The sequence below is a fragment of the Burkholderia sp. Ac-20365 genome (assembly GCF_017104715.1).
Lineage (GTDB): Bacteria > Pseudomonadota > Gammaproteobacteria > Burkholderiales > Burkholderiaceae > Paraburkholderia.
Genome location: NZ_JAAGPI010000032.1, coordinates 43,355 through 57,825 on the forward strand (window position 1 = coordinate 43,355; position 14,471 = coordinate 57,825).

Here is a 14,471-nt window from a genome sequence, read left to right on the forward strand (position 1 = left end):
CAGCTTTACGGTTGTGCTTCGAGTGCGCGCTTTTTCAGATCGAGCGCGACGTCGACGATCATGTCTTCCTGGCCGCCGACCATGCGGCGTTTGCCAAGCTCGACCAGAATGTCGACGGCTTTGATGCCGTACTTTTTCGCGGCGATTTCCGAGTGACGCAGGAAGCTCGAATAGACACCCGCATAACCGAGCGCGAGCGTTTCACGATCCACGCGCACCGGCCGGTCCTGCAACGGACGCACGATATCGTCGGCGGCGTCGAGCAGCGTGTAGAGATCGGTGCCGTGGTTCCAGCCCAGACGCTCGGCCGCGGCGACGAACACTTCGAGCGGCGCATTGCCTGCGCCCGCGCCCATGCCCGCGAGACTCGCGTCGATGCGGTCGCAACCTTCTTCCACCGCGACGATCGAATTCGCCACGCCGAGGCTCAGGTTGTGGTGCGCGTGCATGCCCGTTTGCGTCGACGGATCGAGCGCGCCTTTCAGTGCCTTGAAGCGCGCGCGTATGTCGTTCATGTTCATCGCGCCGCCGGAGTCCACCACGTACACGCAGGTCGCGCCGTAGCGTTCCATCTTCTTCGCTTCGATGGCGAGGTTTTCCGGCGTGGTCATATGGCTCATCATCAGGAAGCCGACCGTGTCCATGCCGAGTTCGCGCGCGTATTCGATGTGCTGTTTCGAGATATCCGCTTCCGTGCAATGCGTGGCGACGCGCACGACGCGCGCGCCCGCATCGTAAGCAGCCTTCAGGTCGTGGATCGTGCCGATGCCCGGCAGCAGCAGCGTCGCGATCTTTGCGTGCTTCACGACGTCGGCGACGGCTTCGATCCATTCGAGGTCGCTATGCGCGCCGAAGCCGTAGTTGAAGCTCGATCCCTGCAACCCGTCGCCGTGTGCGACTTCGATGCTGTCCACTTTCGCGCGGTCGAGTGCGCGCGCAATCGCCTGCACGTCGTCGATCGAATACTGATGACGGATCGCATGCATGCCGTCGCGCAGCGTCACGTCGGAGATATAGAGTTTCTTGCTCATGTCGGTGTACTCCTTAGGCTTCTGCGTTGACGAGCGTCGCGGCCATGCGCTCGGCTGTCGCCAGTGCGGCGGACGTCATGATGTCGAGATTGCCCGCGTAAGCCGGCAGGTAGTGCGCTGCGCCTTCCACTTCGATGAAAATGGACGTCTTCAGGCCGCTGAAACGGCCGAGGCCTGGAATGGCGAGCGGTGCATCGGCCGGAATGTCGTCGAACTGCACTTTCTGTTTCAGCCGGTAGCCGGGCACATAAGCGTGCACGGCAGCCGCCATCTGTTCGATCGACGCTTCGATCTGCGCGCGATCCGCTGCTTCCGACAATACATAGACGGTGTCGCGCATCATCAGCGGCGGTTCGGCGGGATTCAACACGATGATCGCCTTGCCCTTCGCTGCGCCGCCCACGGCTTCGATGGCTTTCGACGTCGTCTCGGTGAACTCGTCGATGTTCGCTCGCGTGCCCGGCCCCGCCGACTTGCTGCTGATCGACGCGACGATCTCCGCGTAATGCACCTTGGCGACACGTGATACGGCAGCGACCATCGGAATCGTCGCCTGACCGCCGCAGGTGACCATGTTCACGTTCGGCGCATCGATATGCGCATCGAGATTGACGACGGGAACGCAATACGGACCGATCGCGGCCGGCGTCAGATCGATCACGCGAATGCCGGGCTTGAGCTTGCGCAGCAACGCATCGTTCTTCACATGCGCGCCTGCCGAGGTCGCATCGAACACGAAGTCGATTTCATCGAATACGGGCAGGCGCGTGAGCCCTTCGACCCCTTCATGCGTGGTGGCCACGCCAAGCCGTGCAGCGCGCGCGAGACCGTCGGATGCCGGATCGATGCCGACCATTGCCGCCATCTCCAGATGCGCGCTGTGACGCATGATCTTGATCATCAGATCCGTGCCGATGTTGCCCGAGCCGATGATCGCGGCTTTTCGCTTCGCCGCCGTGCGGTCCGTTGAATTGTCTGTTGCCATCTGTGTGTCTCCAATATGGATGAATCAGGCGCTGAACGCGGCGCGCACGCTGCCGAGTCCTTCGATCTGTACCGTGTAGGTGCCCGGCTGCTTGACCGCAACCATCGGGCCGAGCGCGCCTGTCAGCACGATGTCGCCGGCACGCAGCGGCGTGCCGAGTTGCACCATGCGGTCCGCGAGCCACGCCGCCGCGTTCAATGGATTGCCCAGGCATGCCGAACCGTTGCCGCGCGACAGCACCTCGCCGTCCTGCGCGAGCGTCATCGCGCAGGCGCTCAAATCGACGTCGCGCAGTAGCACGGGTCGGCTGCCGAGCACGAAGCGCGCGCTCGATGCGTTGTCCGCGACCGTGTCGGTGAAGCGGATGTCCCAGTTCTGCACCCGGCTGTCGACGACTTCGATGGCGGCAAGCGCGTACGCGGTCGCGCCGATCAAATCCGCGTACGTGTGTTTCTCCGCCGTCAGATCGCGTTCGAGCACGAGCGCGATCTCGGCTTCGACTTTGGGTTGAATGAGCGTGGAAAGCGGAATCGGCTGGTTGTCGCCATATGCCATCGATGCGAACAGCGTGCCGAAATCCGGCTGATCGACGCCAAGCTGCGTTTGCACCGCAAGCGACGTCAGGCCGATTTTTCTGCCCACGATGCGTTCGCCCCGTTCGCAACGCAGATCGACGTTGACCTGCTGGATCGCGTAGGCAAGTGCTGCATCGTGTGCGGGAATCTCATCGCGCACGGGCTTCACCGGTTGGCGTGAGGCTTCCGCTTCGCGCAGACGCGTTGCGATCGATTGAATGGTTTGCTGATCCGGCATGGCTGAGTCTCTCTGTTAGGCAATGGCGAGCGTGGTCGCGATCTGGACATGCCGCGCCGCGTGTTGATGGTCGAGCGAGCGCGCATGCATCGCGCCGAAACCTGCGATCCATTCGGGAATCGCGCGGTAGTAGTCGATCGAAGCTTCATACGGTCCGCATGCCGCGAGCGCGCCGAACGCGGCAACCCACGAACGGATTTCATGCGCCGACTTGCCGCCTTCCCGCGTGATCGCGTCGTTGGTGAGGCCGTCGGCGGCAGTGACTTCGCCGCTTTCGAGCAGATCGAGAAACGCGCGGTCCCAAACGGGATTGAGCGGATGCAAACGGCTGTCGCCCGCAGTGAACGCTTTGGCCGCAGCGACCGTGCGCGCCTGTCTCGCGTCGCGCGATGGCGGCGACGGATTGCGGCCCGCGATCAGACGTTCAGCCACCACGGCATCCGCGCCTTCGATCTCAGGCACAGGCGGCTCATGCGAGATGCCGCCGGAGCCGATCAGCAACACGCGCCGTTCCATCCGCGCGACGAAGCGGCCAATCGCATCGCCGAGCAGACGCGCGCGACGGCACGAGGCCATCGGCGGCGCCACCGAGTTGATAAAGATCGGCACTACCGGATAACGATCTATGCCGCCCGTCAGCACGTCGAGCGCCTGCGCGCAGCCGTGATCGACCTGCATCCGGTACGACACGGCGACATCGATATCGCTTTCCAGCGCGGCATCCGCGAGCGCAAGCGCCACTTCCTGCGCGACGGGCAACTCACCCGCGGGACTGTCGAAGTCGCCGATCGCGGTCGCGTGCACGCCGATGCAGAACTGCGGCATCACGTCGTAGAAGAAGCCGTTGTAGTGATCCGGTGCGAACGCGATCACCAGTTCGGGATCGAACGCTGTAACGCGCTCGCGTGCCGCGCGTTGCACGCGCTCCACCTCTGCGACGATTTCCGGCGCGGGATCGAAGAAGCCGTGCAACGGCGTGTGCGACATGCATTCAAGATGGATCTTCGACATGTCACGCTCCCGCGGCGACGGTTTCGCGCACAGGCGTGGTTTCTTCGACCAGCGCACGTGCGTCGCTGTCGCGCTTTGCAACCGCCATCGACAGAGACAGCTTGTCGGCGAGCCGCACGACATGTTCGGACAGACGCTGCGGAGCACACATGCCCGCGACGAAACGGTCGGGCCGCAACAGCACGACGGATTCCGGCAGGCGCGCAAACCAGTCCTTCAGACGCCCGTCGATATCGCCGACAGCGATCACGCCTTCGGGCACGTCGTCATGAAACTGGAGTTGCGGATCGGGCTTCGCGATCACGAAGCAGCCGCCGAGCGAGGTCCAGATGCGGCGTGCTTCCGGCGTCAGGCCGAAGGTAGGATCCGCGCCCCAGCCGACGATCGCAAAGCGGTTGCCGATCGCGTCGTCGAACCGCACGATGCTGCCGTCTTCGAGTCGCACCATCGGCTGGATGAACATGCGCCCTACAGGCGTCGCCGCAGACGGATCGCGCCCATGCACCACGCGGCCGATCAACGACTCGCGCTTTTCGCTCATCAGGCCGAGCAGGCGGCCCGGCGCGGTGTGCCCGGCTTTGGCGAGCACGCGCGCCAGCAATCCGTCGCGGCGAGCGCGGCCATTCGACAGCACGACGCCTTCTTCATAGCGCGGCATCGGCTTGAAACGCATCTCGACGAAATAGAGCTTCACGGAAGGCAGCACGTTGAAAGTGCGTACGAACGTGTCGCGCACCGCCATGCCGATGCGGCTGGTCGGCGCGAAGATGTCGCCTGCCACTTCGGACAGATGGATCATCGAGCGTGCATGTGCGCGCCGCTCCGCCGTGTAACTGTCCAGTAGTGTGTCGCGCGCCTGGCCCTTGACGACCATCGCCAGCTTCCACCCGAGATTGCTCGCGTCGCGAATGCCGCTGTTGTAGCCCTGCCCCTGCCACACGGGCATGATGTGCGCGGCGTCGCCGGCAAGGAGCACGCGGCTCACCCGGAACGTGCTCGCCAGACGCGCGTTGTGCGTGTACACGCGCTTGCGGATGTAGTCGACCTTGTCCGGATCGGCGACGACATTGCGCATCAGCGCGGCCATGTTCTCCGGCTTCGACAGCTCTTCTTCCGTTTCGCCCGGCATCACCATGAACTCGAAGCGGCGAATGCCGTGCGGCAACGCAGCGGATACATACGGACGCTTCGCATCGCAATGCAGGTAGATATGCGGCGAACCAATGGGATCGTTGCGCACGTCGATCACGATCCATTGATTCGGTTTCGTGCGCCCTTCGAACGGCACGTCGAGCGTGCGCCGCACGACGCTGTTGCCGCCGTCGGCGCCGACCATCCACGCCGAACGGATGATCTTTTTCTCGCCGCTTGCGCTGGTGACTTCGATCGTCACGCCGTCGCCGTCCTGCGTGAAGCGCTCGACCGTATGGCCAAGCAGCGTCTGTACGTGATCGAAGCGCTTCAGGCCGGCATACAGGATCTGGTCCGCGAGCGGCTGGATAAACGCGTTGCGGCGCGGCCAGCCGAACTCGTCGGTGCGCGGCTCGATCGATGCGAAGCATTTGCCTTTCAGCGTGAAGCGCATCCAGTGATTGGGCGTCGTGTGCGGCAGCAGTTCTTTCGTCAGACCGACCGACTGGAACACGCGTAGCGCTTCGTCGTCGAGGCCGATGGCGCGCGGATAGTCGATGATCTGTTCAAGCTTCTCGACGATCAAGACGCGCACGCCCTGCAAGCCGAGCATATTGGCGATCATCAGGCCGACTGGGCCTGCGCCGATGATGGCAACGTCGGTGTCGATGGTGCCGGTGTGAGCGTGGCCGTGGCCGGCCGCGTTGTCGAAGGCGGGACTCATGCTGTCTCCTTGATTTGCATTCGGGCGGGCCGCGTTGTCTGCGTCGTCCGTTCAGGTTTTGATGGCAGTCTATGGGCCGCCCACTACCCGCTCAACAAAATCTCCAAAATGTGCATAGAATGCACATAGTTGAATTAAAAGGAGTTTTTCTAGGTGACGACGTACACGAACGTGCGCGGACTGGCGCGCGGGCTACAGGTGCTGAAGGCGCTGAACGCGATGGAAGACGGCCGCGCGACGAGCCAGCAGATCGCGGATCTCACCGGGCTGCATCGCACGACGGTGCGTCGACTGCTGGAGACGTTGATGGAGGAAGGCTTCGTGCGGCGGAGCAATTCCGACGACAGCTTCCGGCTGACGCTCGCCGTGCGTGCGTTGAGCGAAGGCTTTACGGATACCGAACGAATCGCGACTGTCGCGCCGCCGATCATGGGGCAACTGCTGCAGCGCGTCGCGTGGCCGTCGGACCTCACCACGCCCGATGGCGACGCGATGATCATCCGCGAAACGACGCATCGCTTCAGTCCGCTGTCGTTTCATCGCGCGATGGTGGGACGGCGGCTGCCGATCCTTCTGACAGCAGCAGGACGCGCGTACTTCGCGATGTGCCCCGATGAAGAGCGCGAGGATATTCTCGAGTTGTTGCGCTCGGGTTCAGGCGGCGAGGAACAGCAGGCGCTGGCGAAGAACGACGCGCTGGTGCGGCGTCTGGTCCAGCGCGTGCGCGATGATGGCTTTGGGTCCAATCACGGTGACTGGACCGCGCAGGCGAAGATCGGCGCGGTCGCGGTGGCGATCGTGTCGCGCGAGCGCGTGCTGGCGAGTCTGAATATCGTGTTTCTGTCGCGCGCCGTCAGTCTCGCGGACGCGACACGGCGCTATGTGCCCGAATTGCAGAAAGCGGCGGCGGAAATGGTCGCGGCACTCGATGCCGCGACACAGGCGCCCCGTACGGGCGATACAGCCTGACGATCACATCTCCGTCAGATGCGCAGCCGCCGAGGTTTTGCTCGGCTGCCCGCCGAGCTTGATATGCGGCACCATCATCACCGACAAGACCGCGCCCACGCAGATCACGAAGATCGACAGGAAGGTCAGATGCAGCGAGTGATGCAACGCTGCGCGCACCATGTCGTTGCTCGCCAGTGCGGCATGCGCCGAGCCGGGTGTGACATCGAGCAGTGAACGCAGCTGGTCGGAGGTGATGGTCGTGCCTTTGTAGTGGCTCAGACCGAAGTTGAGCACCGCACCGAAAATCGCAGCACCGAGCGTGCTGCCCAGATTGCGCGAAAACAGATTCGATGCCGTCGCCGAGCCGCGTTCGAGCGGCTGCACGATCTCCTGGATCAGGATCAGCGAACTCACGCTCACGATGCCCATGCCCAGCCCCATCACCAGCGAGCCGACGCCCGCCGTCACGGGCGAACCGTCCGGCTGCAGCAGCGCAAACGCAATCGCGCCGAGCGGCAAAAAGAAACTGCCGCCGATCATCGTGCGACGCAGCCCGAGGCGATGGAACGACCTCGCGGTGAATGTTGCGCCCGAAGGCCAGCCGAGCATCACCATCGTCAGCGCGAGACCCGCGACCACGGGCGATTGATGCAGCACGCCCTGCACGTACATCGGCAGGAAGGTGGTGAGACCCATCAGCGCCATGCCCGACAGCACGGTCGCCGCATTGCACGCGGCAATGGGACGATGGCTCCACAGCGAGAATGAAATCATCGGCTCCGGCACGCGCCGTTCGTGCCACACGAACAATGCGCTGCTGATCACGCACAGCGCAATTTCGAACAACGCGCGGCCGTCGTTCTCCGAGCCGGCGTCGGTAAGCGACATCATCAGCGCGCCGATTGCAATTGTGAAGAGCACAGCGCCCAGGATGTCGATCGACGGCCGCTGATGGCGCTTCTCTTCATGCAGATACGAGATGAAGCCGAACGCGGCCAGAATGCCGATCGGCACGTTGATCCAGAAAATCCACGACCACGACAGGTCGCGGATCAGCAAACCGCCCGCCATCGGGCCGATCACGGCGGAAATCGCCCAGACGCTCGCCAGATAGCCCTGAATCTTGCCGCGCTCGCGCGCCGGATACAGGTCGCCGACGATGGTCAGCGTGACAGGCTGGATCGCGCCCGCACCCACGCCCTGAATCAGGCGGAACACGATCATCGCGGGCATCGACCACGCGAAGCCGGCACCGATCGAGCCGATCAGGAAGATCGCGATGCCCACCAGCACGGTCGGCTTGCGGCCGTACAGATCGGCGAGCTTGCCGAACACGACGGTCATCGCCGTCTGCGCGAGCAGGAACGACGAAAAGACCCAGCTGTAGAGACGCAGGCCACCGAGTTGCGTGACGATCTGCGGCATGGCCGTCGATACGATGGTGGCCTCGATCGCCACCATCGCCATCGATGCCATCACGGCAGCAATGACGAGATGACGCTTCGTCTGTGGAGGATTCGACATGGGGGGCTGGTTGGATGTGCGGCGCGGGAACGTCGAAAGCGCCCTGAAATGCAGCGTTTCAGGCAAGCCGTTCGAAGCGCGTAAAGAAATGTATGCTACCGCTTAATTGGCCCGCTTGCACTTGGATTGTGCGGACATCGATGCTGCACCTGCGTCAATCGCACGCCGTGGCAAGGCGTCTTGCCAGCGCCTGCGCGCCCGCCATGTCGAGCCGCAGCGACGCGTACGCACTGCGTTTCACGTCGTCGGGCAAGGTCCAGTCCCACTTCTCGTTGTCGAGATTGCCGATGGTGCGCAACGCGTCCGTGGTCTGCGCGGGCGTCAACGCGGCGATACGCTGCAGCGCGTCCTTCAGCGAGCCCGCGACGCGCACGCTCACCGTCGGCCCCTGATTCCACGCGTCGAGCCCTTCCGCGCGCAGCAGTACGACGAGCGCATCGTTGATCCAGTCGCCGGACCAGGTGGCGAGCACCGTGCCGCCGCCGTGCGTGAAAACGGCGCGCGTCGCCAGTTCGTTCGACGCGAAAAAGCGGCGCGCCTCTTCGAGCATCTCGCGGCCGGTCGAGTCGAGAAACACGACGGGCGCGCCGTCCTTGAGCACGTTGAACATCTCGCGCCGCACTTCGTCGTGCACGAGCGAACCGCCGCCGTCGAACACGGGTGGCACGCCGCCTGAGTCGGGCGTCACGTACACCGTCTTCTTGACCGCATCGACGTCCTGCACGCGCCAGCGCTGGCCGCCGAACACCAGCCCCTGCCCCGGCGCCAGTGGCCGCGACACGGGCACCGAGCCGAGTACCCGCGCACCCGCCACGATGCGGAATTCGTCGTCGCTCGAAAACGACGCATAGAACTCGTAGTGATTGACGAGGCGCTCGCCCGCCACGCCATGCAGCAGCAGACCGCCCGCTTCCTGCACCAGCAGGTCTTTCGCGCCGAGGCTGCGCAGGATCGCAGCAAAAGTCGGCTTGTCGATCGCGCCGAACGGGCCTTGCGTGACGAGCGTGTCCCATAGCTCGCCCGCCTGCGCGCCGCCGCGTTCGGCGATGATCGACAGAATCTGCTGCACGAGCGTCGACGGATGCATGCCGCGCGCACGCGGCGGCTCGAACCAGCCGCGCAGCAGCAGATTTACCATCGCGACCGATTGGACGAGGGTTTCGCGCAGCCGGTCCGACACATCGGAGCCGCTGTGCAATTCCGCTTCCACGCCGTAGCAGCGCAAAATCGCCGCTTCGCCCTTGCGTCGGCCGGAACGCCCGAGCCGCTGCCGCAGGCTTGCCACCGAAGGCGGCGCGCCCACCTGCACGACGCTTTTCACGGCGCCGATGTCGATACCGAGTTCCAGCGTCGACGTGCAGACGGCGCTCGCGGGACGGTCGCCCGCTTTCAGCGCCTGTTCGGTCTGCTCGCGCAGCTCTTTCGACAGACTGCCGTGATGCGGCCAGAACTCGTTCGGATAGCCATCGCGTTCGCACGCACGGCGCAACAGGTCGGCGTAGAGCTCGACCTGCCTGCGGCTGTTCGGAAAGATCAGATTGTTCGAGCCGCGCAGCACCTTGTACATATGATTCGCGACTTCGACGGTGCTGGCGGGCACGACGTCTTCGAGGCCGGGATTCTCGATGCCCGGCTCGAACTGGATGCGCGGCGGCTTCTCGACGTAACCCTTGATCAGGATCTTCAGTTCCTGGCCCGTGTTGCCCGATTCGACGATCTGCACGTTCTGCGCCGCGCGCGGCCGCAGAAATTCCGCCGCGAGACGCATGTCGCCGAGCGTTGCCGACAACCCGACGCGGGGCACGGTGCGCCCACACACATGATCGATACGCTGCATCAGCGACTGCAACTGCATGCCGCGCTCGGAGCCGATGAACGCATGCAACTCGTCGACGACGACATAGCGCAAGGCCGCGAACGTCGACGGCAACGACGCGCCGCGCGTGACGAACATCGCTTCGAGCGATTCGGGCGTAATCAGCAGCACGCCCGTCGGCTTCCTGATAAACCGTTGCTTGCGTCCCGACGACACATCGCCATGCCAGCCGGTAACGGGAATCTCGAGCGCCTCGCACAGATTGTCGAGGCGCGACCACTGATCGTTGATCAGCGCCTTCAGCGGACTGACGTACAGCACCGAGCCGCTGCACGGATCGTCGCGCAGCAGGTTCGAGAGAATCGGCAGAAAAGCGGCCTCAGTTTTACCCGCAGCCGTCGCCGCCGCGATGATCACGTCGCGGTCGGCGTCGATCAGCGCGGGGACGGCGCGTTCCTGCGCGTCGCGCAACTCCGTCCAGCCCTCGCGCCAGATCCAGCGGCGGATCCGCTCGTCGAGCAGATCGAAGCTGCGCGACCCGGACGAGCCCTCAGTTGAGCCGGAAGCTTGCGAGCTCATCGTCGCTGTCGGGCGCGGCGTCGTTGACGATATCGGCTGCGCCGCCCGTGTCGCGCTCGATCTCCATGCTGCCGATCAGTTCGCGCCAGTCCGTCGACGGGTTCTGCTCGAGCACGGCGAGAAAGTTGATGAAGGCGGTGATCGTCGTGCGCGGCGTACGGAAGTACGCTTCGCCAAGCCGCGTCGCGCAGTGCGCCATGAACGCGGGAATCGCTTCTTCGGGCACGAGCGCCTTGCTCGCGTCGCCGAATGCGTAAAGCACGCGCAGCTTGTCGAGCAGCACGTAGAAGTCTTCCGGCGTGAGCGCCGCGAGCCGGATCACGGGGCCGCTGTAATCGACGAGGCCGTCGGTGGCGAACGCGTTTTCCGCGAGCCGCGATTGGAGCGCCGCGTAGCTGTAAAGACCGCGGCGCGTGTCGAGCAGAAACTCGGGCGTGCCGCCGAGCACGAAACCGAGCCCTTCCGCCGAGCCCTGCAGCGAGTCGTTCAGGATCCGCAGAATCTGTTCGTAGTTCGCGTTGCGCGCCTGCACGTTCGCGAGCTTGTACAGGTTCACCATTTCATCGAGACACACCATCAGCCCGCTATAACCCGCGAGCCTCACGAAACGGCCGAGCAGCTTCAGCTGGTCGTACATGTTCGCGTCGTCGACGATGGTGCGCACGCCGAGCGCCTGGCGCGCGTCGGTGCGTGTCGTGAATTCGCCGCGCAGCCAGCGCACGGCGTCGCTCTTGAGCTTCTCGTTGCCTTCCTCGAAGCCCCGGCAATATGCGGCGATCACATCGGCGAAATCGTAGCCGTTGACCATTTCGGTCAGCGCCGAGAGCTGCGCGCGGATCACTTCGTCGCTGCTGCGGCCCGTTGCCTTCGCTTCCGTCTTCGCCTGGCCGATAAACTTCTCGACCACGCCTGCCAGCGCGCCGCCTTCGGGCTTCGTGCGCGTCGCCATGTTCTTCACGAGTTCCGCGTACAGCGAGCGTGCCTGGCCGCCCGACGCATGCAGACGCCGGTCAGGATTCAGATCCGCGTGCACGGTGACGAGCTTTTTCTCGAGCGCGATCGCGCGCACGAGGTTCAGGAAAAACGTCTTGCCCGCGCCATATTCGCCGACGACGATGCGAAACGCCGAGCCGCCGTCGGCGACGCGCTCGATATCCTTCAGCAGCGCTTCGAGTTCGCGCGCGCGGCCGACCTGGATCAGATGTTGCCCGATGCGCGGCACCACGCCGGCGCGCAGGGATTGCAGGACCGCGTCGCGGTCCCTGGGGCGAATCGTTGTCATGCAGCCAACCTTTGTGCGACTTCCTGATTGATTTCGACGGGATCGTCTCCGTCCGTGAGCGGCTCGTCCCAACGGTCGAGCGACGCCTCGTTCACCTGTTCGATCGCGCCGTCCAGCATCAGTTCGAGATGCGAGGCGGCGTCGGCCAGCTCGGCGCGCGTCCATGTTGCGCGCGTGACCAGCAGGCGCAGGAAGGACGAGTGCGCGTCGTCGAGGCCGAGCAGCGGCCCGGTTGCTTCAGCGGTTTGAGACGACGATGGCTCGGTTTCGTCCATTTTGTGCGTTTCGGCCACAGGTTCTTCCGCGAGCATGTCCTGTTCCTCGACGGTACGCGCCTGCACGGCTTCGTTTTCGATATGCGGCTCTTTCACCGCGCCATGCGTTTCCTCGACGAACACATCGGCGAGCATCGACGACACGCGCGCCGTCTCTTCTTTCAGCGCGGCAATACGCGTCGCGTCGAGCACGAACTCGTGCTTCGGCGCGACAGCCCTTTGTTCGCCAGGCTCGCCCGCGTGTTTTTTCGCCGCGCGCTTCGCGCCTGCCGACGCTACCGGCGCGCCGCTCGCGTGCTGATGCAGATCCGTATAAAGACGCTGCGGATCGATGCCGAGCATCCGGTACACCTTTTCCAGCAAACGCACTTCGTCACGCGACACGACGCCGTCGGCACTGGCCGTGTGGACGAGAAACGACGCGATCGTCGCCTTCACGTCGGGCATCAGCGGCTCGAGCTTTTTCTTCAGGCCGGCGCTCGCCGTCGGCTGCGCGAGCTGCGCCAGATTGCGCGCCTTCAGGCGCGCGCGCTGCGCATCGGACAGATGCGGCCACTGGTCGATCTGCCATTCGATCACGGCCGTTTCGCGCTGCGTCGCGTCGCCATCCGCGCGGGCAACCGTCGCGGCCAGATCGACGATGATCGTCGCGACCTCGTAGGCTTCGTCGATGGCAAGCGCATTGGCGCTTGGCGCGGCCGCGAACAGCGCGACGGCGTCCGTCGGCTTCGGCGTACGCGCGCCGAGGCGCACATCGGGCTCGAGCGCAATCCCGGCTTCCGCAAGCGCCGTCGTGAATATGACCGCCTTGTCGCGCGTCATCTTGCCGCCCGATTTGAAGCGCTCGAGCAGCGCGCCAAACGTGCTGACCGCCGTCTCGCGCGCGATTTCGGCGGCGAGCGAGTCGATGGCGTCGTGCGTCGCCTGCGGCCAGAGCGCGGGCGGCAGCGTCAGCGTCGCTTCGAGCGTGCCCTGCGCTTCCGGATAGCGGCCCAGATAGCGGCTGTAAGCATCGAGCGCGGCGGCGCTTTCGTGCATCAGCAGTTGCAGCTTGTTGCGCGTGCCGTTGACAGCCGCGATATCGGGCAGCCCGACGAGAAAACCCGGCACCGGCATGCTCTTCAGCGCGCGGAACGACGGCTGCGGCGATGCGTCGAGCTTCGTGCGGTTGGCGGGCAGCATCATGCCGTCGCCGAAACGGTCGCGATACTGCCGCATGAACACGCGGTCGAATTCTTCCGGGCAGCGCGCGACGGCCGTGCGCCGCACCATCATCGGATCGAGCTTCACCCACGCGAGCGCCCAGTCGGCCGGCAGCGGATGCTGGTCGAGCGCCGCCTGGCCGAACGCGACGCGCACGTTCAACGGCACCTGATAGCCGGTCGCGAGCCCGTCGGGCGCGCTCTGCAGATACATCCGCGTATGGCGCGACGCCATCAGCGACAGTGCGTCGATCAGACCACGCACGTGCTTTTGCCAGCCGTAATTCGCGTCGAGATTAATCAGGCGCCGCAACTCTTTCGCGATCGCGTTGAACTCGTCGACGCTCACCTTGCCCGCCGCGCCGTCGACCAGCACGCGCCGCTCGAGCCCGTAGAGATAGAAAAACAGGTAACCGGTGTTGATGTCCGACTTTTTGCGATCGGACGCGAGCCAGTCCAGATATGTGCGGCGCTGCTCCGGCGTGAACCCGCCATAGCTGAGCGCAACAGCGCCCAGGCCAGCCGCCGGGTCCGCGCCATCGCGGGCGATGTCGAAACGCGCGTCGAGCACGCACGCTTCGATCGAATCGGCGTGCGAGCGCAGCACATCGCCCGTGTAGAAGAAGCCTCCCGAGATCGATTCACCGTGGAAATCGACGGTTTCGCCCGCTGCGACCCAGCGTGCGGACGAGCGCGCAGCAGGCCGCGCGCCGCCGGGCGCGGAGCCGATGCGGTAAGCGTCGGCGGTAGCACCCGCCATGTTCATCGATACCAACGGCTCGTCATCGTATGAGCCGGGAGAACTTGTCATGAAATTGCCTGGCTCCTTAAGAGCCTTGTGAGATCCGGATGAAAACTGCAATGCGAAACGCGCCGGCGCTACGCTGCACGCAACGTAGCCTGCGATGCAAACTTGAGGGAAACCAACGATGGCCAGCCCGATAGGCCAGGCCCCAATGGGCCAGAACGACCGGACAGCGGGCGTTTGCGCGCCCATCCGACGCGAGAAAGGCAACCCCGTCCGTATTACCGGTGACGACGGCTGCACATTCCCCGACTGCTTCGCCCGCGGCTCATTGTTCTCCCGTCCACATCGCCGGGAATCCATTGCCCGGCGCGGTCGCGACCTTTGATTATATGTTCTTTT

9 protein-coding genes and 1 pseudogene are annotated in these 14,471 nt (G+C 64.5%); 1 reads left to right on the forward strand and 9 read right to left on the reverse strand.

The window, feature by feature from the left end; all coding sequences use genetic code 11:
• Positions 1–5 precede the first annotated feature (5 nt).
• The 5 genes from dmpG to G3O01_RS34920 are packed head-to-tail and all read right to left on the reverse strand — an operon-like array spanning position 6 to position 5,695.
• Complete coding sequence (gene dmpG, locus G3O01_RS34900) at positions 6–1,031, reverse strand: 4-hydroxy-2-oxovalerate aldolase (RefSeq protein ID WP_205811549.1); 1,026 nt, start codon at positions 1,029–1,031, stop codon at positions 6–8.
• Positions 1,032–1,044: 13 nt separating this feature from the next.
• Complete coding sequence (locus tag G3O01_RS34905) at positions 1,045–2,016, reverse strand: acetaldehyde dehydrogenase (acetylating) (protein WP_205811550.1); 972 nt, start codon at positions 2,014–2,016, stop codon at positions 1,045–1,047.
• A 24-nt stretch (positions 2,017–2,040) separates the two neighbouring features.
• Entirely contained in the window at positions 2,041–2,829 is a 789-nt protein-coding gene (mhpD, locus tag G3O01_RS34910) for a 2-keto-4-pentenoate hydratase (RefSeq protein WP_205811551.1), read from the reverse strand.
• A gap of 15 nt (positions 2,830–2,844) precedes the next feature.
• The gene (locus tag G3O01_RS34915) at positions 2,845–3,840 is read right to left on the reverse strand and encodes a 3-carboxyethylcatechol 2,3-dioxygenase (protein WP_205811552.1); all 996 of its coding nucleotides are present in this window, start codon (positions 3,838–3,840) and stop codon (positions 2,845–2,847) included.
• Position 3,841: 1 nt separating this feature from the next.
• Positions 3,842–5,695 carry a bifunctional 3-(3-hydroxy-phenyl)propionate/3-hydroxycinnamic acid hydroxylase gene (locus tag G3O01_RS34920; RefSeq protein WP_205811553.1) on the reverse strand — a complete coding sequence of 618 codons (1,854 nt, stop codon included), beginning with the start codon at positions 5,693–5,695 and terminating at the stop codon, positions 3,842–3,844.
• Between the two features lie 153 nt (positions 5,696–5,848).
• Between G3O01_RS34920 and G3O01_RS34925 the strand changes: the two are divergent.
• Positions 5,849–6,664, forward strand: a pseudogene (locus G3O01_RS34925) (DNA-binding transcriptional regulator); the annotation flags it as partial.
• 3 nt (positions 6,665–6,667) lie between these two features.
• Here the strand turns inward: G3O01_RS34925 and G3O01_RS34930 are convergent.
• The 4 genes from G3O01_RS34930 to G3O01_RS34945 all read right to left on the reverse strand — a co-directional run bounded on the left by G3O01_RS34930 (position 6,668) and on the right by G3O01_RS34945 (position 14,135).
• Complete coding sequence (locus G3O01_RS34930) at positions 6,668–8,170, reverse strand: MDR family MFS transporter (RefSeq protein ID WP_205811555.1); 1,503 nt, start codon at positions 8,168–8,170, stop codon at positions 6,668–6,670.
• Positions 8,171–8,324: 154 nt separating this feature from the next.
• Positions 8,325–10,565, reverse strand: a complete 2,241-nt coding sequence (locus G3O01_RS34935; protein WP_205811556.1) for a DEAD/DEAH box helicase — start codon at positions 10,563–10,565, stop codon at positions 8,325–8,327.
• A complete protein-coding gene (locus G3O01_RS34940; RefSeq protein WP_205811557.1) occupies positions 10,537–11,847 on the reverse strand; it encodes an ATP-binding protein in 1,311 nt (436 codons plus the stop codon). Before G3O01_RS34940 ends, G3O01_RS34935 begins: the two co-directional genes overlap by 29 nt.
• Positions 11,844–14,135, reverse strand: coding sequence for a TerB N-terminal domain-containing protein (locus tag G3O01_RS34945; protein WP_205811558.1), 2,292 nt, complete (start codon positions 14,133–14,135; stop codon positions 11,844–11,846). Before G3O01_RS34945 ends, G3O01_RS34940 begins: the two co-directional genes overlap by 4 nt.
• Positions 14,136–14,471 lie beyond the last annotated feature (336 nt).